Genomic DNA, 22,077 nt, shown 5'->3' on the forward strand with positions numbered 1-22,077 from the left:
CGCACACATGGGCAATATTATGCCTAAGCTTTACAGGCGCAAGATTGATGATTGGTAATCGTCGATCTTTCGCCGCGCAGGAAAACCCCGACCGCTCAAAGGCCGGGGATGCGCTTAGTAATCGTCGCTCTTTTCCGGCGGGACAAGACCTTCGATACCGGCCAGAAGCTCTTCTTCCGACATCTGGTCAAAGGTGATTGTTTCCGGCAGGTCGTCCTGCTCTTCGCTGTCGGCAGATGCTGCAGCGCCGGCAGCGATCAGGCTCGCCGGATCGGGCTCGGGCTCGTCCACTTCCACATGCTTCTGCAGCGAGTGGATCAGATCTTCCTTCAGATCATCGGGGGACAGGGTCTCATCGGCGATTTCGCGCAGAGCCACAACCGGGTTCTTGTCGTTGTCGCGATCGATGGTGATCGACGCACCCTGAGAAATCAGCCGGGCGCGATGGCTGGCGAGCAGAACCAGCTCGAAGCGGTTCTCTACCTTGTCAATGCAATCTTCTACTGTGACACGGGCCATTGCCTGTCCTTTGCGGTCGTCTTTTCGGGATTAGAACGCCCGATACAATTAAAACCGGGCAAATTCAAGTTTTTCGTTCGTGTTCCCTCGCCTTTATCCGCGGCTGGTCTAAATTTCCATGCACAAGATGACATTTCCACCGAAGGTTGCTTGGAATATCCCGAATCGTGCCCTAAATCTTTCATATATGAATAATTCATAAAGTACGGAACAGCTCGACACCACATCCACAAGCCGCTGTTTTTATTGGGCTTAGTGGCTTATGGATTTCGATTACTCTCTTTGGATTGGTAAGCGATGTTTGACCCACGCGAAAAAATTGCACTCTTCATAGACGGCGCCAACCTTTACGCTGCATCCAAGAGTCTGGGCTTTGATATCGACTACCGCAAACTCTTGAAAGCATTTCAGAAACGTGGATACCTGCTGCGCGCATACTACTATACCGCGCTTATCGAAGACCAGGAATATTCCTCGATCCGTCCGCTCATCGACTGGCTTGATTATAACGGCTACAAGGTCGTGACGAAGCCCGCCAAGGAATTTACCGACTCCATGGGGCGGCGCAAGATCAAGGGCAATATGGATATCGAGCTCGCAATCGATGCCATGGAACAGTCCGAAACGGTCGACCATCTCGTCATCTTCTCCGGCGACGGCGATTTCACCAATCTGGTCGAAGCGCTGCAACGCAAAGGGCGCAAGGTTTCGGTCATTTCGACCATGTCGACCCAGCCGCCAATGATCGCCGACGACCTGCGCCGCCAGGCCGATCACTTCATCGATCTTCTGTCGTTGAAAGCCGAGATCGGCCGGGATCCTTCCGAACGTCCGCCGCGTCCCGCCGAAGTGGCACCTGCCAGCGATTTCGAAGATTGAGCCTTTAACCGCGAATATCGGCCTTTTATTTACCGATAGCGGCAAATGGTCAGCCGTTGTCTTTCAACAGACGGCTCTTCTGCCTGTTCCAATCGCGCTCCTTCTCGGATTCACGCTTGTCATGCAGCTTCTTGCCCTTCGCGAGCGCCAGCTCGAGCTTGGCGCGGCCTTGATCATTGAAGTAGACCTTCATCGGGATCAGCGTCATGCCCTCACGATTGATGCCCGCACGTAATCGGTTGATCTCACGCGCGGACAAGAGCAGCTTGCGGCGGCGGCGCGGCTCGTGGTTGAAGCGGTTCGCCTGCAGATATTCCGGCAGATAGGAATTGATCAGCCAGATTTCGCCATCCTCATCCGAAGCGTAGGATTCGGCGATATTGGCCTTGCCTTCGCGCAATGACTTGACCTCAGTGCCCATCAGCACCAAGCCCGCCTCATAGGTATCGATGATCTCGTAGTTGAAGCGAGCCTTGCGGTTTTCCGCAACAACCTTCTTCACGATGCGCTGGCTGCCTTTGGGGGCCATGATGATAATTCCATTAGAGGGGCGCGATGCCGCGCCCTCATTTCCTGTCATCTATGTAAGAGAACGGCCCGGTCTTGTGAAGACACGAGCGCCGGTTTGCAGCCTCAGTTCAGCAAGCCAGCGTGACGCATTGCGGCGTCGATTGCCGCTTCCGTCGAGGGCTCCAGCGAGGACATCAGCGGTGAGCGCACGGTGCGGCTCATGCGGCCGAGCTTCGCCAGGCCGTATTTCGCGCCGCAGACGCCAGGCTCCATGAAGACTGCCTTGTGCAGCGGCATCAGCCGGTCCTGCAATTCCAGCGCCTTGGCGTAGTTTCCTGCGGCCGTCGCCGCCTGGAATTCTGCACAGAGGCGCGGGGCGATATTGGCAGTGACCGAAATGCAGCCAACACCGCCATGGGCGTTGAAGCCAAGCGCCGTCGCATCTTCGCCGGAAAGCTGCTGAAACTCCTTGCCGCAGGTGATGCGCTGCTCGGAGACACGCTCGATCTTGCCGGTCGCATCCTTGACGCCGACGATGTTCTTGTGCGCCTTGGCAAGCGCGCCCATCGTCTCCGGCGTCATGTCAATGACCGAACGGCCGGGGATATTGTAGATGTAGATCGGCAGGTCAACGGCTTCGGCGATCGCCGAATAATGAGCGATCAGGCCCTTCTGTGTCGGCTTGTTGTAATAAGGCGTGACGACCAGAACCGCGTCCGCGCCGACCTTCTCGGCATGCTGGGCAAGCTCGATCGCTTCGCGCGTGTTGTTCGAGCCGGCGCCGGCCATGACGGGCACACGCTTGGCCGCCACTTCGATGCACAGTTCCACCACCCGTTTGTGCTCGGCATGCGACAGCGTCGGCGACTCGCCGGTCGTGCCGACCGGCACGAGGCCGCTGCTGCCCTCCCCGATCTGCCAGACGACATGAGCGGCGAAGCTGTCTTCATCGACCAGGCCTGCATCGGTGAAGGGGGTTACGAGCGCGGGGATGGACCCATTGAACATGCAAAGCTCCTCACGGCCGATATCCTTGCTTCAGCCGCATTCCATAAATAAGAGTTGCGCACCATAGAGCGGCAATATGGCCGCGACAAGCGCGCATAGATCGGTTTAGGGCAAAATCCGATAGCAAATGTGAATGAATTTTACCTGGTTTGGTAAGGTTTCGTTAATGTGCCTGCAGCCAAATGGAAGGGCGTATTTTCGTTGCGAGTCATCCGGATGAAGAGAGCCGTTCTGATCCTGTCCGTCTTCGGTCTGGTGGCCGCGGCCTGGGGCAGTGCTGCATCGCAGCTGCCCGGCGAAGGCGCGCCCCTCCCCGCCGTCAAGCCGCTGGCTTTCGTACCGGAGACCGCATCCTTCCCTGAGTCGATCACGACCGGCGCCATCCCGCGCAATCCAGTGATCGCACCTGTCAACAGCGATCTGAAGGCTGGTCTCGACGCGCTCTCCGACAAGGATCCGCAACAGGCGCTGGCCATCCGCAACACCATGGCAGCGGGAACGCTCGATCGCCACATCCTGACCTGGGCAATCGCGACCTCCGGCCTGAAGGGCGTGCCCTCCTATGAGATCGCCAGTGCTTCAGACGAACTGAAGGGCTGGCCGGGTCTGGAGCGTCTGCGCAGCAATTCCGAGCGCGCGCTCTATGACGAGAACCCTGCTCCTGCCGCCGTGCTGAACGCCTTCGGAGATACGGCGCCCGAGACGCCGCAGGGTGCGATGATTGTGTCACGTGCGCTCGTGGCGACCGGCAAGTCTGCGCAGGCGACGAAATATATCGGCGGAATCTGGCGCGGACAGGTGCTCGACAAGGCAACCGAAGACAAGATCCTCGCCGAATTTGCCGGCCTGCTAACCGCAGCCGACCATAAGACGCGGATGGATTACCTGATGTATCGCGGTCGCGTGGCACAGGCCAAGCGCTTCGGCGATATGGGTCAGGCGCAGTCGCTCTACAAGGCATGGGCCGCCGTCGACGCCAGTGCGGATAACGCCGGCGCACTGCTGAATGCGGTCGATGCCAAGTGGCGCAGCGATCCGGGCTTTCTCTTCGCGCGCATCGAATATCTGCGCAAGCAGGACAAGTATCTCGAAGCTGCCAAGCTCTTGCAGCAGATACCGCGCGACCGCAGCGAACTGATGAATTCCGGCGAATGGTGGAACGAGCAGCGGATCATCAGCCGAGGCCTCGTCGACCAGGGACAATTCAAGGCGGCCTATCAGATCGTCGCCGCCTCCGTTGCAACAGTGCCGACGGATATCGTCGAAGCACAGTTCCATGCCGGCTGGTATGCGTTGCGCGGACTGCAGGATCCGACGACGGCCGAGTCGCATTTCCGCAAGATCCTGCAGGTTTCGAACGGGCCGCTTTCCGTTTCCCGCGCCTGGTACTGGCTCGGGCGTTCGGCGGAAGCCGGCGGGCCGGGCAAGGCCAGCGAATTTTTCGCCAAGGCCGCAAATTTTCCGGGCACCTTTTACGGACAACTGGCGGCCGAGCGACTTGGACGGAAGATCTTGAACGTCACCTATCCATCGCCCACAACAGCCGACCGTCAGAACCTCCAGCAGCGCGAAGCCGTGCAGGCGATCGGACGGTTGGAGGCCGCAGGTCATGGCTGGCGCGCGACAGCCCTCTATCTGGCGCTCGCCGACCAGCTCCAGAGCCCCGGCGAGCTTGCGATCCTGACGGCCAAGGCCGAGCAGGCGGGCGACCATCATCTTTCACTGCAGATCGGCAAAATCGCCTATGGACGCGGCATCGATGTCGCAGCCCTTGCCTTCCCGGTCGGCGTCATTCCTGCGAACGCCAATATTTCCGGCTCGGGCAAGGCCCTTGCCTACGCGATTGCCCGACAGGAAAGCGCTTTCAACCCGGCTGCCGTCTCCGCAGCCAATGCCCGAGGACTCCTGCAGCTCCTGCCGGGCACGGCTCAGGCCGTCGCCAAGCGGCATGCCATTACCTATTCCAAGGAAAAGCTGACGGCCGATGCCGGCTACAATGCGACGCTCGGCGCGCATTATCTCGGCGAGCAGATCGAAGCCTTCGGCGGCTCCTATATCTTGACCTTCATCGCCTATAATGCCGGCCCAAAGCGCGTGCCGGAATGGATCGGCCGCTATGGCGATCCACGCGGCAAGCCGGTTGACGAGATCGTCGACTGGATCGAGCGTATTCCCTTTCCCGAGACGCGCAACTACGTTCAGCGGGTGATGGAGAATTATGAGGTCTATAAGGCCCGTCTGGGGCAGACGCCCGACATCGAGCGCGACCTCATCGGGGGTCGCAGCGCGACCTGAGCCCGGCTGGCAGACCTACCGAAAGCACGCTACATCTCATTTTGACAGACGAGATGGGGATGTCATGGGCGAGGCGGTCACGAACGGGTTTACCGAAAAATTCTATGGATCGACCGATGGGCTGAAGCTCTACGCCCGCCATTACCAGCCGACCGGCGGAGACGCCGGTCGGCTGCCGATCGTCTGCCTGCCGGGCCTTACGCGCAATGCCCGCGATTTCCACGAAATCGCATTGCTTCTGGCACGGGACGCAGCTTTCCCGCGGCGTGTCATTGCATTGGACTATCGCGGACGCGGCCTGTCTGATCGGGATGATAACAAAGGAAATTACAATCTCGCTGTCGAATGCGGCGATGTGATTGCCGCCTGCGCTGCGTTCGGCATCGACCGAGCCATCTTCATCGGGACTTCGCGCGGCGGGCTGATCCTGCATCTGCTGGCGGCAATAAAGCCGGAGCGGCTTGCAGGCGTCATCTTAAACGATATCGGCCCGGTCATCGAGGCAGCCGGGCTTATGGCGATCAGGGACTACCTCAATCGTGCCCGCAGACCTCAGAGCTGGAGTGAGGCGGTCGATATCCTCAAGGAAAATCACGGCGCTTACTTTCCCGCACTTGGTTTCACCGATTGGGAGGGCATGGCGAATGCCATCTATCGGGAACAGAATGGCGTACCTGTCGCCGATTATGACCCCGCCATTGCCGAGCAGCTGAAAGCAGTCGATTTCAGCAACCCTCTCCCTGACCTCTGGCCGCAATTCGAAAGTCTGCGCTCCATACCGCTACTGGTTATCAGGGGAGAGAATTCCAATCTGCTATCGCGGCAGACGACCGACGAGATGACGAAGCGGCATCCGCGGATAGTGCAGATCACGGCGAAAGGCCAAGGTCACGCGCCGCTTCTGCATTTAGGAGACATTCCGGAGACGATCGGCAGGTTTGTCAGCAAACTCGGCTGATCCTGCGGCTGAAATCGTTCGCGTCTGACTTCACCTATTTTCAGATTGCCAATATGCATCGGCCCTCCGGTATAAAAATGAAAAAGCCCGGCTCGAAAGCCGGGCTTCTCTGAATGACCGAAGTCAGATCAGATTAGAATGCACGCTGCAGGCGGAAGAAGCCCGACGTTACGTCGTCAGCGTGATCCGGATCGAGGTACTGAACCGAAACCTTAGCGGAGAGGTTGTCAACGATCTGGTAGTCAACCGTTACACCAACCTTCCAGGCGTCGTTGTCCGAGAAGTCTGCGTCGGTCGTGGGGGTAACTACGCCATAGTTGCCGTAGTACTGAACAGCCGGGGTGATCTTCAGCTTGTCGGTCGCCTTGATCGCGTATTCAGCAGCGATAGCCCACTCAGACTTGTTGTAGTAGGCGTTCGGGTTAGTGGAGTAGACAGCTGCGAGGCCGAGCGTGCCCGGACCGATAGCAACGGTACCCATAGCGCGAACAGCGCCTTCTTCGTTATCAGTGTCGTAACCAGCGGTGATCTGGTAGGTGAAGGCGCCAGCCTTGCCACCGAGGCCAACAGCTACACCGAAGTTGTTAGGTTCTTCGCCATTGTAGAACGGACCGTCCTCCAGTTCGTCGACGCTGATGCCAGCGTAGAAGTCGCCGGTTTCGTACTGATAACGGATGGAGTTATGCAGGGTAACCGGGGAGCCGATGTCGTCCGTTTCGCCGGAGAGACCATCGTCCCACCAGGAGTAGAACAGACCAGCGCGGAAGCCGGCGATGTCCAGGTAAGCAGAGTCAAGCTGCGTCTTCTGGTTCGTAGCGTTGTCGGCGTTCGCCTGGATAACGATCACGCCTGTGAGCGGGCCGTATTCGGTGTCGCTCTTGGCCGTAAACTGAACCTGACCACGCGTACGGGCGTCCCAGCTCGAGTCGTTATCAACGAAACCACCGCCGCTGGCGCTGATCGAGCTAGCGCTCGGACCAGCATCAACCTGGAAACGGATGTAGCCGTTGATCTTGAGGCAGGTTTCCGTGCCAGGGATGTAGAAGTAGCCGGTGCCGTAAGCGTCGCAGACGCGAACGTATTCGACCGGTTCCGGTTCAGCTGCAACAATAGCGTCAGCAGCCTGAGCGCCGGAAACTACTGCCATAGCGGCAGCAGAGCCAAGAAGAAGGCTCTTGATGTTCATAATGACCTCCAATTCAAGTTTCGATCGGAGGTAAGATCACGCCTTACGGCGTTTCCCTGCCTTACCCCCGGTGTGAAGAAGTCGGGCGGTCAAGCCCTTGCTTCCGAGGCTGAAAATACAAGACGGCGGCTGTCACGCAATCACCAACTTGTGTTCGAGAGGGGTTTACGAAAGCCTTACCCAAACCCTGTTGCTGAAAGGCCACAAATTGGGCAGCGGGGTCGCAGCGTGTTTAGGCTTTATTAAGAAAGTGCTTATTTTCCCGATATTTATTGCGCTTTCATGAGAGGGCAGCGCGTTCCTCTGTGCCAGATCGGCACCATTTTTCTGCCCGATTCCACTTTTTTGAGAAACCGGCCAGCGACCGGTGGAGCTCGCCAATCAGAAAATCGAAACCGCATTCAGCGTTAGCGGACGAGCGGCGATCGGTTTCCGTATGCGATTCGCCCGGCAATCATCGCGATTCGAGAACGAGGCATGTGGCCGGCTGGAGGGCAATTCCAGGCGATTCGATCGATGACGCTGTTCATCGGAGGTTCACGCCTGGGGGCTCAAGCTGAAGACCTGAGAGGATACGTCGATGAGAAAGCTATTACCAGCACTCGCAGCCGTCGTCCTGGCTGCATCTTTCGTCCCACCGCTGAACGCGGCGCCGATCTTCGTGCCGAGAGCAGAGCAAGTGCAGATTGGCAACGTCGAGCAGATCAGACATCGGAGCCATCGGCATTGGCGCGCGGATCGCCACTGGAACCACCGGTACGCCTACCGTTCCTGCAGATACTATGGCAGATGCTACGGATATCCGCGCTACGGTTACAGATACCCGCGGTATTACGATCGCGATTATTACGGCTATCGCGATTATTACGGTTACCGTCCGCGGTCAGGAGTGACCTTGTATTTTCGGTTCTAACCGGTGACACTTGTCCGCCATGTCGCAGGGTGCGGCAAGCCCCGTTGAGGCAGGCGAAATTCTGCTGTGGCAAGTGGTATGGCTGGATCGATATCGGCTGGCATTCATCTGACTCTATTAGACAGATGGCGGAGAAGATGTCCGACATACTCTCGTCCAAGCCGGTCTGCCGCCGTCCATCGCCACATTCTGAATCGCCTGCTCTGCTCGATGTTCCGGGGGCTCGCGTCCACGCTTGTCCATTCGGAGTTTACATCAGTCCACGAATAGCGCATGGGTCGCTGCATGGGTCTACAGGTAAAAGGCGGGCGAAATGGCAAATCCGATCGGTACGATGTCAGAGAAGGAAGTGGCCGCGAAAGTGAAGGCGGGCCGGTATGGCGACGGCGGCAACCTCGCGCTCGTGGTCAAGGAAACAGGCTCGCGATCCTGGGCATTCATCTATCGGCAGAAACAGCCGAACGGGAAACCGTCGAAGACGGTCGAGCTGGGCCTCGGGCCTTACATCGGCGTCAAAGACCAGAAGGAAGGCGTTAAGGTCGCGTTCGTCACCCTGAAACAAGCGCGCGCGCTCGCGGCGGAATGTCGCGACTGGCTGGCGATGGGCAAAGACCCCAAAGCGGAGCGCGCGGCCGCTCGCGCTCGTGTCGAGGTTGTCGAGCCGATTATTCCCACTTTCGGCGAATTCGTGGACGACTGGGTAGCTGAGACGATCAAGCCGGACCTGAAAAATGCCAAGCATGCTGCGCAGTGGGAAACCACCATGTCGGACACATACATACCGTCATTGCGCAAGATCCGCATTGATTGCGTCACAGATGACGACGTGATTGCGGCGGTTAAGCCCATGTGGGAGGAGACGCGCGAAACGGCATCCCGCATTCTCGGCCGGATCGCTCGCGCCCTCACTGAAGCGAAGGCTCGTAAGCTGAGGACTGGAGACAATCCCGCCGAGTGGGATTTGGTCAAGGGGCGGCTCGGCGGCGGGAAACAGAAACGTGGGCACCACAGCGCTATCCCCTACCGCGATATGCCCGCTTTCATGACGGCGCTGCGGGGCCGCGTTGGAACTGCGGCACGATGCCTTGAATTTACGATTCTCACGGCGGCCCGATCTGGCGAGGCGTTCGGCGCGGTCTGGTCTGAGATCGACTTTGACACAGCGACGTGGACCGTTCCCGCCGAAAGAATGAAGATGGGAATAGAGCATACCGTTCCTCTTTCCGACCCAGCAATTGAACTGCTACAGAAAATGAAGCCGAAGCAATGCAAAAAAACGGATTTCATCTTTCCCGGAACGAAGGAAGGAAAGCCGCTTTCGCCCATGTCCATGGACATGACTATTCGCCGTTTGGAAACGGCGGGCCATTGCGGCGACATTACAACGCACGGCATGAGGTCGGCGTTTCGCGATTGGTCGGGCAATCAAACCCATTACCCGCGCGATTTGTGCGAGGAAGCGTTGGCCCACGCTGTGGGCGATACAACGGAGAGGGCATATCGACGCGAGCAGGCCGTTGAAAAGCGCCGCCCGATGATGGCCGATTGGGCAAATTACTGCTCTGGTGTTGGCAGCAACGTCATTCCCTTGGCGGCTCGCCGGGCCTGAAGCCCGCCGCGCCTGCGCGTATCGGGCGGCGAAGCTATCGACATCATCGTAAACCCATTGACGAATGGTAGACGGCTTGGGGGCTGGCTCGAATGCCTTGCCCTTTTCCATCTCACATATGCGGCGGAGGGAGGTTCCGTCAGCCAGCTCGGCAAGAACGAAGTCTGCCTCCTCCCGTATACACCCTGAGGGCGTTTATCTACGAAGGGGGTAACGGGACATTCACCCTTAGACGATGGCGCACCCTAGAAACTCTGGCAAGAGATTAAGGCGCCCCAACGTGTGCCGGAGTTCCCTTACGGCGCATAGGTTTTCTCCACCTCACCCATCACATCGAGTGTCTTCACTATGGTCGCTATGATCTTTTGGTAGTGTTTGATATCGGCCAGCACGAGGTTCCGTCCCCGACGATCTTTCAACCACTTCTGCGCGGGAGAGTATCCACCGATCGTGAATTCCCACGCTTCCTCTGGCACGTTGTCAAAATACTGGTCGTCATTAATCAGGACCTTCGCGCCATCCAGCACGGCCTTCTCAACTAAATGATCGCCGTCAACCGGATAGGATGCGTGACCGACTGGCAGTTCTTTCGCATCCGCTTTCAAATTGTGAAGCAAGCGAAGCAGCTCACCATGCTTGGCCATTGCTGAGAAGAATTCCGGGCTCTTGGGATACGGTATCGTCGGGAAATGGCTCCGCAAGAAGGTTGCATAGGCCGAACGATAGGATGGTGCGAACAACACTGCGTAGATGTAGTCGAATACCGCCAATTCGCTTTCAGCGGCCTTGCCACCCGCAGCTTTGATCTTCTTCCAGATCTTAGGGTCGAAGTTAACCTGCTTGGCGAGAAGCCCGCCTTCCTCCTCAATGTAGAGGGGGAAGAACACCGATCCGGTGCTGCTCTCGCCACTTTTCACCTCCGAGAACGTATCCGAGGCGAAGAAGTGGTCCATGACTTTCGACTTGTTGCTCCGTCCAACAATGAGCGAGTGGTTATCCCCAATGGCCATGTGTTTGGAGATATCGTACCGCGATCGGTACGACAGCGGGACATCGATCCCCAATTTCTTCGCGGCGCCGTGTGTCTCGAAGAAGCCCATCCAGCGCGTATCGAACGCCTTATGGAGATAAGGCGCCACAGCATCTGCACCGGCATGGGTAGCGCCCTGCTGGGTGAGCTTCCGCTGCAATTCAGCCTTGGTAAACGCAGTGAGGCGCTCCTCACTGCCGGTCTGCACCCCGGTGGTGTAGATCGGCAGCAAATCGGTCAAGCTGAAGCCCTTTCGGTATTCGTCTTCGCCGGTGTTGTCCTGGCTTTTGAAAAAGTAGAACGGCGCGCCGTATTTTACTTCTTTCCATGGCACGCTGCGGAAGTCATTGCCTTCCAGATAGGTGTACTTGCTATCCCGTGTGCCCCAGATTTCGGCGGTACTGACTTTCGCCAGGGTCTTTTTCTTCCCGGCATGCTTTTTCCGGACGCACAGCAAAATGGAAACGCCCATGCGAATATCAAAAACATTGTTATCAGGTGATCCGTCCGGTGACACCTCCCTGCGATTGGCGTTGCCGTGCAGGTCGAGAACATAGATCTCGTCGAACGTTCGCAGCAGGTGCCAGCGCATTCCCCTGAAGGTCGGGTTATCTAGGTAGCTATGGTTGGTGATGTAGCCCATCACCCCTTCTCCGTTCTTCTCGACGAAGTGTTCACCCAGCCTGATAAACTTTACATAGTCGTCGTGTAACCAGTGCTTCTTTTCACCAAAGTGCTCGCCATCGACGTATTTGTAATCCTCAATATCAACAATGAGGTCGCCCATGTTGCTGGAAATACCGCTGTACGGCGGATTGCCGATCGCAACCATGATCGGCGCATTCTTTTTGATGTAGCTAGCTTCGTTGCTTTCGCGGCTAAACCACTCGATGAGAGGGAGCTTGTCCACCTCTTCGTCTGGCTTCTGAAGGCTGTTTGTGAGGTAGACGTTGAGGCGCGGGGCCGTCTTCGACTTAGATTTGTAGCCCGTTTCGTCCAGAAGGATTTCGAGCTTCATGTGGCACATCGCATAACTTGCCATCAAAAGCTCGAAGCCGTGGAGGCGAGGAATCAAATGCTCCTCGACATAGCTGCTCCACATGCCCTGCTGATTTTTGTACTTTTCGTGGATTTGCGAGATGACTTCGGCCAAGAACGTCCCGGTGCCGGTGGCAACGTCAAGCACTTGCACCCGGTGGACGACTTTGTCCACCTTCACTACGGGCGCCTTACCGCGTCGAGATCCCCGCTGCGCGTCTACCTTGATCGTGGTTGTGCTAATGTCCGCAAGCCCGTCTTCAAGCTTAAACTTGTCCTGAAGGATCTGGTCTACAGAACGGACGATGAAGCCGACGACAGACTCCGGCGTGTACCAGACGCCACGAGCTTTTTTCTTCTGCGGGTTATATTGGCCAAGGAACGTTTCATAGAAATGCAGATAGGGATCGCTGCGCCCGGTCCCCTTATTGAAGGTCCCAAGCATCTTTTTGACGTCAGTTGCTCGGAAAACGTCGCAGAGTTCGTCCACAATCCACTCAGCACGCTCGTCGAGCTTTGTGCCCACGTAAGCGAACAACTCGCGGAGGAACGGGTTGCTACGCGGGATAAGGTTGTACGCTTCACCGCGAGAAAACGTGTCCAGCGTCTTGTCATGCAGACGTGCCGTAAAAAGACCGTATGCAAGGGTCTCGGCGTAAATGTCGGCGAATTCTTCCCGCGTTACATCGTGAAGCAGAACCTGGCGGAAAGCGTCGAACTGGTCATGGAGGCTAGACTGCTCTTCGCTTGCAAGAATTCGCCGGAAGACGTCTTTTACCAATACAGCTTTCTTTGCCATCATCTCGGCCAGCTGTAGTGAGTTCTTTATGCTCTGCGTGCGGTAGGTAGAAAACTCAATATAATAGGCGCAGAAGGCTTCAATTTCGGCTGGAACCGGAACGATTTTTCCGCCCTTCACCTCGCCGATCCGGGCCGTGTTGACAAGTATCCCCTTCCTGTAGAAACGGAATTCCAGATAATCGGTCAGGATGAGGTTATCGAGGCTGTGCAGATAGCGCTGCATTTGGTCGGACTTTTCGGTCCGATCAAGAGGCACGCCGACATCTTTGGCCTCGATGTAACCAATCGGCACGTCCCCATCTTCGAGAATGTAGTCCGGCGCTCCACATGCCTGTCTTTTCGGCTCGTTGGTCAGCTCGAATTTATCTTTGAGAAGCGCGTCGGACAGCGCAACCAACGATTCCCGGTACGTGTGTTCCGTAGCGTTGCCCTTGGCAAATTTCCGCGCCACGTCTTTGAGATAGTCTTGAACCGCCTGCATCCGCCCCACTCGAATAAAATGCCCACCCGATATGCAAGGGGCTTCATTGAGCGCGAAAGCTAAGCTCGATTGGTTACTTTTTGTTGAGCATCGCTCGACCATTAATTGCGTAATTTTTATCACGCTGACTTTCGTCATTGCTAAGGCGCTGCCCTGCGCGCGCAGCAAGCCGCCTCCCGCCCAGCTTCACTGCGTTGCAGCCGGCTCCCCGCGAAAGGACTTGCCGCTTGCCACCTGCTGTTCGCCACGAGGCGGGGATACTGAGGCATCCCGTGTCCTACTTTTTAACGGGCCGCCTTTCGCGGCAGTCCAGCACCCACTCGGCGCCCGCGCAGGTGACGATGCAGACTGCGTGCATCCGACCATCAGCCAGCCAGTACACGGACCTCGCAGCGTTCAACCCGGCGTACTGACAGTCAATCAGGTACGTTTGAGTGAAGACTGACAATCGCCAATGCCCGTCGCGTCCTTCCGGATGAGGCCCACCAGTCCTCTCTCACTTTCTACATGTGCGCTCGGGTCCGCCTTCATCTGCTGGCTTTCTCGTTTCAGGTGGTCGATCTGGCGCGGCGCTCTGCACGATCTTCCACGCTGCCGGGGTCAACAACCGGTCGGCCACAAGCTGGCGCTCGCTGGTGTGGCTCCCTGCCCGATTTCCTTGCGATCTGGTCGACGGTTCTCGGCCGCTCGCAATTTCCAAATCCTCGCTTCGGCGTGTTCGTGGCGCTGGTTGTCCCGGCAGTCGGTCGAGGGGCTCGGATTGGTCTGCGCTCGATCCTGGGTCGCTGAGGATCAGGCAGCGGTGTGCGCTGACGCGGCGCACGAATCATCCGCAAGTTCTGAACGTCAATGACCGGCCTGCTGGCTTGCTCTGCCATGTATGGCCACCGTGTCGCTCGTGACAACCATTGACCGGCATTCTGTGTTTCACCGGGGCGGTTGCTTCGGATCGAAACCGAAAAGGAAACCACAGCGATGCACGCTGAAAAACTAGCGCTCCCCCGCCCCGCAACTCCTGACGCCCTTCTCACGGTCAACGAAGCCGCTGCCGTCTTCGGCGTCTGCCGCGCGACCTTCTGGACGATGGTCGGCGACGGCCGCGCCCCAAAGCAAATCAAGATCGGCTCGGCGTCTCGCTGGTCCGTCTGCGATCTCATGGATGCAATCGCGCGCCTGAAGGCAACGGCGCGGGCCGCGTAGCATTCCATTTTGAGAGGGCAGGACAATGAATATTGAAACTACCAAGAAAGCTGACACCACGTCTTACACGTTCGCCGACTGGGAGCGCGGCGACGCTCGCCCGGCTGGCTTCACGATTGCTGACGCTATGCGCTTCGGCTGGACCGAAAAAGAGCGCGAAGACTTCGCTATGTCGGAAGCCAGCACGGATCGCATGTACGGCTTCTTCATGCCGCAACCGGCGCGGCACTTGCTCGATATCCTGGCGCCGGGATTGACCAAATTCGTTTACGGCAAGTTTCTGGCGACTGAAGCCGTTTCCGTCGCCGTCTCGCTGCCCGGCGTTGATCCGACTGCGGTCATGATTAGTGACGGCTTCGCTATGGCGATGGGCAACGACCTTTGCTCTGACGGCTCTATGCGGCCGGTGAGCAGGCTTAAAGTCGTGCTCTGGTCTGAAGTAATCGGCGAAAAAGAATTCGTCGGCCGCCTTCAAGTGACCGCTTCGGCGTGCGGCTACGACATCGAAGCAATCGAATCAGATCTGGCCAAATGGCTGTTCTTCATGAAGCCCGGCGCGGGTCCACTCAAGGGCAAGGGCGACAAGCGCATTCGCGGCTATGCAATCGCCGATCTGATTTACTCCCTGCGCGACCTGGGCATTGCGCCTGACGTTGTCGTGATCGATAGCGCCAGCATCACGGCCCGCGATCTTCTCGCGCTCGGCCGTGTTGCCTATCAAATGGATTGGGCGATCATGGTCGTTGACCGGGGCGGCGATCCTGCTGCCATGCGGTATGCCTCTTTCGTCACCCGAACCGCTCGGATGATGACGAGCCAAGAAGCGGAACAGGCTGGCATTCCAAAAGAGAGCGGGGACAGGTGCATGGCGTTCGCCCTGCATTAACCGGGCTCGGGCTTTCCCTCGATCTTCAATTATGCCGGGCCAAGTAGCTCGTCCACACACTCGGCGGCCAGAAACAGAAACGCCGTCGCAGGGGACAGGAACCCCGCGACGGCAATAACCAATCAACAGCCGTTCCAAAACCCCTGCTTGCGGACGATGCAAGAGACGCACGGCGCAACATGAAAGATGCTTTCCTTGGCTCCCGTCATAAATCCACCATCGCCGCTCTTCGGTATCGACACTGTTAAGCCCTCGGGCTCCGTCGTCGTTGTCGAGGGTAGAGAGAACCGCGACGTGCTGGCTGCAAATACCGGCTGGAATGTCGTTTCCCATGACCGCGATGTGAATGTCTTCAACTGGTCGGCGCTGGCCGGTCGCGACGTTATTGTCTGGCCTACCTACAGCAAGGATCGGGCGGCGGTGCTGCTCGGCTTGGACGTCTGCGGCAAGCTCCATGGATTGGCGGCTGACGTGCGGCGCGTCGATCTCACCCGCTGGAGCAATGACGGCAAGGTGCCCTCGACACTTCGGGACGGCTGGGGCGCGATTGACGCACTTGCGTCGCCGGGAATTTCCCGCGACCTTGTCGCGTTCATCAGCCATATGGCCCCGAAAACGGTCGCCAGCACGCCCGCGCCTGTCGAGCGAGTGAATGCTCCATCTGAGCCGGTCGAGGCGTCTGGCGAGGTCCCTGGCCCTGTTTCCGATCGGGTCGTGTCGTCACCTGCCGCTGCCGATGCTGAACCGGCAGAACGGAATCCCGAAAATCCGGCAGCGGGTTCCGATCCGGTGCCGTGCCCGGTCGATGCCGTCGAAGGTTCGGACCGGTCGGAATACCTTGCTCACGATGTCGATATCAGTGAAATGCCTGCCTATCTGGACGATGCCCGGCCGCGTACAGATGCCGAATGGGAAGAGGCGGCAAGGGAGGCAATGGAAGAAGGCGAGGCAAGGCTCGCCCGCGATCCCAGCGCAGCACTGGCCCAAGCACGGGCTGACACGCTGGCCGATATGAGAGCCGGGTTGTGGGTGGAAACCGCCGTTTATTCCCTGCTCGGCGACAAGGACGAACTGGAGCGCAAAGCGAAGTGCCCAAAGATAGAGTATCAGGAAAGCCAGCTCGGCGCGGTTATCCAGTCTGCGGCGGCGGCGGCAATGGAGGGCGGCGCGCCGATCTATAAGCGCGGCTCCATGCTTGTCCAACCGGTAGCAGAACGGAACATTAATGCATCCGACAAGGAGCCGCACAAATTCCGTGAAGTGACGGCCAAGCTAAAGCCTTGGGGGAAGCTACGCCTTCGGGAACGCCTGACGCACCACGCGCAATGGGAGAAGTATGACGGGCGATCCGGCAGTAATAAGCCGATTGCCTGCCCTCCCGTGGTCGCTGAAACCATGCTTGACCGTGATGGCGATGGGCTCCCGTTTTATGACATTGCCGGGATTGTCACCGCGCCGACGATGCGGCCGGACGGCTCGATTTTGAGCGCTCCGGGGTACGACACCGAAACGGGCCTACTGTTCGTAAGCTATACCAACTGGCCAAGCGTGCCGGAGCGCCCGACGATGGAAGACGCAAAAGCCGGGCTCGATAAGCTGTTTAGCCTTGTAAGAGAATTTCCGTTCGTCTCGGCCGTCGATAAGTCGGCAGGTCTGGCGCTTATCTTGACCGCTATCGTCCGCCCATGTCTGCCGTCTTCGCCGATCTTCGGCATTAATGCGCCGACACCCGGAACCGGGAAAGGCAAGTTTGTGGATACTGTCTGCATCCTTGCTACAGGTCGCCATGCCGTCGCGACGACGTACCCCGCAAATGAAGAGGAAATTCAGAAGCAAATCGGCTCTTCGCTGATGGCTGGTGATCAATTTATCTCCCTCGATAACGTCACTCGCCCCGTTGCCGGTAACTTCATGTGCAGCGTGTTGACGCAACCGAAGATGTCTATGCGTGTCCTTGGGGCAAGCAAGAACGTTGATCTGCCGACAAACGTCACATTCTGCGCGAACGGCAACAATCTGAAATTCGATGGCGACATGACGCGGCGGGCCGTTCAAATCAATCTCAATGCCAACTGCGAAAGGCCAGAAGAGCGCACATTTGCATTCGACGTGATCGCGGTCGCCAAATCCCGACGCCCTGAGTTGGTCATTGCGGCGCTAACCGTGCTGCGGGCTTTCGTGGTGCAGGGTGGGCCAAAAATCCGTCCAGCGCTCGGCTCGTTTGAAGCGTGGTCGGATTTGGTTCGCTCGGCAATCATCTGGTGCGGCTGGGCTGATCCTCTTGGCAACAGCAAGGAAATCGAGGCGAATGACAGCGAGCGCGACAAGCTGCAAACGCTCTTGACCACGATGCATAAGTGGCAGGGTAGCAGAGAGTGGACCGTTAGCGATATTGGCAAGGCGCTGGAAAGTGATCTTCAGAAGGCGGACAAAGACAAGCAATCTGTCGGCTTGGCTGAAGCTGTTATCACGTTCATGGATCGGCAGGGCAGGCTTGAGAGCGGCAAGCTGGGGAAGTACCTCAAGCGCGTTGACGGCCGCATTCTCGGCGACCTTTGTTTTAAGGCTGGCAAGAAGGACAATTTCAATCGGGTTCGTTGGTATATCGAAAGCTTCGCCAAACCGGACGCGGAACCGGAGCGAATTGAAGACGTGTTTTGACTGGATCCAAGGGCGCTGCGTTAGCGCCCTTTTTTACATGCGCCTCGCCGCCGCCGATGTGCGCCGCATACCCCACCGCTCGGAACCGGGATCACGAGCGACATCTGGTTGCCGTAGTTCAGTCCACCCTCTTCGAAGAGGTCATAGAGCGCGATCTTGAAGTACCATTTGCCGACGTCGAGTGGGATCGCGATGTGGTTGTTTTGGTCCCTTGTAGACAACATTGTCGTCGTCAGGCTCAAAACCATCTTCAAGCAAGGCGTGGACTATGACCCCGCGGAAGTCCCGGATCGGCGGCACCTGTAGTGGACAACCGCAGCTTCGTAGAGAAGCTCGACATTCTGCGTCGTCGGCGCGACGGGCGCCGGGTTGCTGACCGACACCTCGACGAAGTCCGACACGAATTGATCCTTGGTCCCGACGGCGGCTTTGAAGGCACGGCGTGGCGGTGCCGCCGCCATCCACCTTGTTGTTAGAATATTCGTAGATGTAGTAGGTGCGGTCCAGGTGCTCTTCCCGGATCAGAACATCGTCCAAAGTGCGGATCTGCAGCACGTATTCGTCAAAATAGGCATGTCACTCTTCGCCGGCGATATCCTTGACCGCATATAAGGCCGATACGCCGCTCGCCGCTAGAGCTCCGAGTAGGGCGTGGGCGGGGTCCGGTGGCGTACCTTCGATCTTTGCGTATGCTGGATTTTTTTTGTTAGCAGTGTCGTGAACGGCCTTAAGTTTCAAGTTATACCGGACGCCGATCTGCTTAACCTTGCCTACATTCAAGACGACCATGAAGTCTGTCGACGCGATTGGAAAGGCTGAGGCTTTTATGCAGCCTTTTAGGCATTCAGCGCGATCACCCTGAAAATACTCCATGTAAGAAGCCGAGAGATAAGTCTCCCTCTTACGAGTCGGAGTGGCTTCTCTTAGCTTGTAGAGCTGTGGGTGGACGCCTACAGCGCTCCCTTCCCTATCTCTAATAACGCGATTCCTAGGACACACTCGGGCAACATGATGAGGGTCCGGGATCGTTGGCATTAGATTCTCTCGAGAAGAAGCGCAGCCGTCGTCACGAAAGATCGCAGCGGGGATTGCCCCGCCGAAAGCTCGACCCCGTCTTCGGTCGTTAGGTTGCTGGTCCAATGGACTATCGGTGTCTGCTGGAATGCGGCGGTGACTACTCCTTTTTTGCCTACGTAGGCACATAGTAGGTTTCCATCCGCATCCAAACCAAGCGACGACCAATCAAGGCGTTTCGCCTCAAGAAGCCACTTTAGAAAATTTACGTAGGGCTCCGGTAGTGGAATTGCGTCGTCCTCGGCCCATCCATCTGGATTCAACAGGTAATCGATTTCCGCGAACAATCGCGCCCTATCCTCGGAGGATAAGTACATCGCATAGTTGCCTGTGGCAGCTTTCAAGTCCATCGCGCGACTAGGAAGCATGGTTTCAGGGTTGTAGGCCGCTGATCCCCGCATAGTGCTATGGGAACCGTTGGTGGATCCACTCAAGTAATTTCGACCGCTTGGGCCGACAACGTGGTCGACTGAGGCCTCGATCATGTGAATAGCGCTCTTCCCTCTTCTGTAATCAAGGCTTCGAAAAGCTGATTCTTTTTATCGCGCAGCTTATCGTACAAGTTTAGGACGGAATCAACCTTTAAGGGAAGATCCTCGAGAACAAAAACATCGATGTCTAGTAACAATGAGGTGTGATTTATCAGAACCGGATCCGCCAAACCTGCCCGAATGATTACATTCGTGCCTTCGCGGTCACGAAATTCAACCGAGGAAAAGCTCCCATCAAAGACTGGATAATCAGAGAAAGGAAGATTCGGGTAAATATTGATAAAGCGTCGCGAATCTACGCGAGCAGATTTAGGCGATGGAACATCAATACGATTGATATAACGGGCGCCGATACGTGTCGCACGTTTGAAGCCGAACAGTTTCCGGAGCACGTCAAAATCTTTGACGAAGGAGTCAAATAAAAGCTCCCAGGAGTAATAGGGGGCTGTCCTTGCCGTGACCAAACTTGTGGGACGGATCACCAAGATGTCTGCAGCATCCTGTCCGACGCATCTGAACCATTCTTGCCGTAAAGTTCCCGGCAGCCCCCTTGCTTGACCACCGCTGAACTCAAAGCCCACATTGTAGTCCTGCATAAGTTGATTGTGCGGATACTTGCGGTCGACTTTTTTTACAAACCGTTCCATATCCCGTTTGGTCAAGGGTGAGTCAGCGAACTGCACCTCGATGACAGCTTCGACAATAGGGGCTCTAGGATATGTTGGCATTCTCAGCTCACTTTTGATGGTGCAGAAGCGCTACGCTACCAGTATTGCCTCGTCAACGGAGAGCGCAGATACACCCTTACCGCGGGCAGTAAACACCTCGAGGCTTGTCCCGCGCTAGCTATGTCTCCAGCCAAAAGTTGCATCAATCATATAGATCCGCCTATCCCGATCGCCAATGGCTGATTACGCGGCCAAGTTCCAGGCTAGCCTCGGGCTCATCACGATTTTGCGCACAATAGGCGCCCCGATCTTGGCAACTCCGATGCCCCCGGTATTGCAGAGGTGGCGCAGCACCACGAGATTGTCGAGCCGGATGTTCGTCACCGTAAGCCCGGTCGGCAGCCAGAGTTTCGAGCCGCAGATGAGTGAGCGGTCGGCGGCCGACAACAACTCGGTTCGTCACTTCCTCACCTCGACAGGCACGGGTCTGAAGTGGGGTGCCGAGCACAGTATCGCTCTCGCGGATCTGCACACCCAGTATTGGCAGTTCTCGATCGCGACGGGCAATGCGATTCGCGTCAACGTGACGAAATTCACGAAACTGATGAAGGAGCTGTCGGGTACATTCCCGTTCGAGCTCGATATCCGAGGCAAAAACGAGGTTTATTACCTCGGATTGGGGATCTGATCGTGACCGGTCGATTTCTCTACTTCTTGATCATCGCGGCACTCATTGGCATATTTTAGCGCGATAGGTGGATCATGGCTGATTTATTAGCTTCTGACACACATTTCAGCGACGATATCGTAATCGTCCGCGTTAAAAATCCCCGCCCCAGGGCGGCAGTTCCGAGAATAAGAAACGGCTCTCGGCCCCTGATTTTCCGGATTTTGCGACGAACTGGGGCGCTTTAGGCGCCCTTTTTCTTTGCTCTTGGATGTGTTTTGATCCGACAGGGGGACCGAACATGACCTTTATACTTTTGATTATCGGGATGCTTATCTGGCTGACGGTTGTCGGATTCTTCTTTTCGATCGGGTGGGAAGCCTGGGAGGCTAACAAACCAGCGCGGGCCTTTTTGTGGACAGCGATTGGGTGGCTTCTTTTGGTCGTTCCCTATGATTACGCATATGTTCATGGAGGCATAGCAGCTGGCGGTATGTGGCTCGTCGGATTTCTCCATTTCCCGCTCGTTTGCACGATTTTGGGCGCAATCTACTTTGGACTGCGCCCCGCTCGTGACCTGGCCTAGCCTCGGCCGGGCGTCGCGAGGCGGCTGCGTCGGAGCGGCCGGCGGCTCCGAATCCCCTAGGTTCATAGGTAGTTTGGTCGGTTTCAGAAACTTTCGAACAAACCAGTCATTAAGGTTGTATTTTGTGTTTTCGCTATCGTAATTTTCTACATAGAAAGCATAGGAAACATAGACTGTCTCCTATCTACGTGAGAAACTGTCAGATTAGATATATCTGATATATTGAGAACTGACAGTTCTCTAGGAAGCTCTGGCGCGCCCTATGCTCACTATGCTTTCTATGTTTCCTTAAAGTTGTGTGCTTGCCCTTCACTATCTAATCCGCAACGTCGTTTCAGTCTCTGCGGGCGGTGCCTCTCGCGGTTATCATGGCGGTTCATTTTCCCATCAGCGTTAGGGCTAACGGATCGGCTAATTTTGGTCCTGAGTAGGCAGGAGAAGCGAGAACATCACAAAACCATATTTGGAAACGATCTTTTCCTAAATAGATGATAGGCGGAGATTGCGGGAAGGAAATCCCGGCAGATGGTCGAGGGCTCGGAACCGTTCAGACCGAAACGCAAGAATGGCGGGTAAGTGGCAACGGTCATGGCATGCGGCGCACCTTCGTCCCTTTC

The 22,077-nt window shown here is 56.9% G+C and carries 18 protein-coding genes; 10 read left to right on the forward strand and 8 right to left on the reverse strand.

Going from position 1 to position 22,077, the window contains the following annotated elements; translation table 11 throughout:
• Positions 1–114: 114 nt before the first annotated feature.
• Positions 115–519: a DNA-directed RNA polymerase subunit omega gene (gene rpoZ / locus FHT78_RS13330; protein ID WP_183730782.1), complete on the reverse strand. Its 405-nt coding sequence runs from the start codon at positions 517–519 to the stop codon at positions 115–117.
• Positions 520–816: 297 nt separating this feature from the next.
• On the opposite strand from rpoZ, the gene FHT78_RS13335 reads away from it, so the two are divergent.
• Positions 817–1,398, forward strand: coding sequence for an NYN domain-containing protein (locus tag FHT78_RS13335; protein WP_007820126.1), 582 nt, complete (start codon positions 817–819; stop codon positions 1,396–1,398).
• A 49-nt stretch (positions 1,399–1,447) separates the two neighbouring features.
• Here FHT78_RS13335 and smpB read toward each other — a convergent pair whose 3' ends face one another.
• Together smpB and dapA are read right to left on the reverse strand one after the other, a co-directional pair.
• A complete protein-coding gene (gene smpB / locus FHT78_RS13340) occupies positions 1,448–1,927 on the reverse strand; it encodes an SsrA-binding protein SmpB (protein WP_183730785.1) in 480 nt (159 codons plus the stop codon).
• A gap of 104 nt (positions 1,928–2,031) precedes the next feature.
• Positions 2,032–2,916, reverse strand: a complete 885-nt coding sequence (gene dapA, locus FHT78_RS13345; RefSeq protein ID WP_183744402.1) for a 4-hydroxy-tetrahydrodipicolinate synthase — start codon at positions 2,914–2,916, stop codon at positions 2,032–2,034.
• 216 nt (positions 2,917–3,132) lie between these two features.
• Between dapA and FHT78_RS13350 the strand changes: the two genes are divergently transcribed.
• Both FHT78_RS13350 and FHT78_RS13355 read left to right on the forward strand, forming a co-directional pair.
• The gene (locus FHT78_RS13350) at positions 3,133–5,211 is read left to right on the forward strand and encodes a lytic transglycosylase domain-containing protein (RefSeq protein ID WP_183744405.1); all 2,079 of its coding nucleotides are present in this window, start codon (positions 3,133–3,135) and stop codon (positions 5,209–5,211) included.
• Positions 5,212–5,275: 64 nt separating this feature from the next.
• Positions 5,276–6,169 carry an alpha/beta hydrolase gene (locus FHT78_RS13355; RefSeq protein WP_183744408.1) on the forward strand — a complete coding sequence of 298 codons (894 nt, stop codon included), beginning with the start codon at positions 5,276–5,278 and terminating at the stop codon, positions 6,167–6,169.
• 133 nt (positions 6,170–6,302) lie between these two features.
• Here the strand turns inward: FHT78_RS13355 and FHT78_RS13360 are convergent, their stop codons facing one another.
• A complete protein-coding gene (locus tag FHT78_RS13360; protein ID WP_183744411.1) occupies positions 6,303–7,355 on the reverse strand; it encodes a porin in 1,053 nt (350 codons plus the stop codon).
• A 580-nt stretch (positions 7,356–7,935) separates the two neighbouring features.
• Between FHT78_RS13360 and FHT78_RS29345 the strand changes: the two genes are divergently transcribed.
• Together FHT78_RS29345 and FHT78_RS13365 are read left to right on the forward strand one after the other, a co-directional pair.
• Complete coding sequence (locus FHT78_RS29345; RefSeq protein WP_246715271.1) at positions 7,936–8,268, forward strand: hypothetical protein; 333 nt, start codon at positions 7,936–7,938, stop codon at positions 8,266–8,268.
• 313 nt (positions 8,269–8,581) lie between these two features.
• Entirely contained in the window at positions 8,582–9,877 is a 1,296-nt protein-coding gene (locus FHT78_RS13365; protein WP_183744414.1) for a tyrosine-type recombinase/integrase, read from the forward strand.
• A gap of 296 nt (positions 9,878–10,173) precedes the next feature.
• Here the strand turns inward: FHT78_RS13365 and FHT78_RS13370 are convergent, their stop codons facing one another.
• Positions 10,174–13,395, reverse strand: a complete 3,222-nt coding sequence (locus FHT78_RS13370; RefSeq protein ID WP_183744417.1) for a type ISP restriction/modification enzyme — start codon at positions 13,393–13,395, stop codon at positions 10,174–10,176.
• 807 nt (positions 13,396–14,202) lie between these two features.
• On the opposite strand from FHT78_RS13370, the gene FHT78_RS13375 reads away from it, so the two are divergent.
• The 3 genes from FHT78_RS13375 to FHT78_RS13385 all read left to right on the forward strand — a co-directional run bounded on the left by FHT78_RS13375 (position 14,203) and on the right by FHT78_RS13385 (position 17,974).
• The gene (locus FHT78_RS13375) at positions 14,203–14,427 is read left to right on the forward strand and encodes a DNA-binding protein (RefSeq protein WP_130743441.1); all 225 of its coding nucleotides are present in this window, start codon (positions 14,203–14,205) and stop codon (positions 14,425–14,427) included.
• Positions 14,428–14,554: 127 nt separating this feature from the next.
• The gene (locus tag FHT78_RS13380) at positions 14,555–15,313 is read left to right on the forward strand and encodes a hypothetical protein (protein WP_183744420.1); all 759 of its coding nucleotides are present in this window, start codon (positions 14,555–14,557) and stop codon (positions 15,311–15,313) included.
• A 195-nt stretch (positions 15,314–15,508) separates the two neighbouring features.
• A complete protein-coding gene (locus tag FHT78_RS13385; protein ID WP_183744423.1) occupies positions 15,509–17,974 on the forward strand; it encodes a hypothetical protein in 2,466 nt (821 codons plus the stop codon).
• Positions 17,975–17,994: 20 nt separating this feature from the next.
• Here the strand turns inward: FHT78_RS13385 and FHT78_RS13390 are convergent, their stop codons facing one another.
• The 3 genes from FHT78_RS13390 to FHT78_RS13400 form a co-directional block, all read right to left on the reverse strand.
• The gene (locus FHT78_RS13390; protein ID WP_183744427.1) at positions 17,995–18,198 is read right to left on the reverse strand and encodes a hypothetical protein; all 204 of its coding nucleotides are present in this window, start codon (positions 18,196–18,198) and stop codon (positions 17,995–17,997) included.
• Positions 18,199–18,550: 352 nt separating this feature from the next.
• Positions 18,551–19,009: a hypothetical protein gene (locus tag FHT78_RS13395; RefSeq protein ID WP_183744430.1), complete on the reverse strand. Its 459-nt coding sequence runs from the start codon at positions 19,007–19,009 to the stop codon at positions 18,551–18,553.
• Positions 19,010–19,529: 520 nt separating this feature from the next.
• Positions 19,530–20,267 carry a TIGR04255 family protein gene (locus tag FHT78_RS13400; RefSeq protein WP_183744433.1) on the reverse strand — a complete coding sequence of 246 codons (738 nt, stop codon included), beginning with the start codon at positions 20,265–20,267 and terminating at the stop codon, positions 19,530–19,532.
• A 175-nt stretch (positions 20,268–20,442) separates the two neighbouring features.
• Between FHT78_RS13400 and FHT78_RS13405 the strand changes: the two genes are divergently transcribed.
• The gene (locus FHT78_RS13405) at positions 20,443–20,895 is read left to right on the forward strand and encodes a hypothetical protein (protein ID WP_183744436.1); all 453 of its coding nucleotides are present in this window, start codon (positions 20,443–20,445) and stop codon (positions 20,893–20,895) included.
• 280 nt (positions 20,896–21,175) lie between these two features.
• A complete protein-coding gene (locus FHT78_RS13410) occupies positions 21,176–21,460 on the forward strand; it encodes a hypothetical protein (protein WP_183744439.1) in 285 nt (94 codons plus the stop codon).
• Positions 21,461–22,077 lie beyond the last annotated feature (617 nt).

The sequence above is a fragment of the Rhizobium sp. BK196 genome (assembly GCF_014193255.1).
GTDB lineage: Bacteria > Pseudomonadota > Alphaproteobacteria > Rhizobiales > Rhizobiaceae > Rhizobium.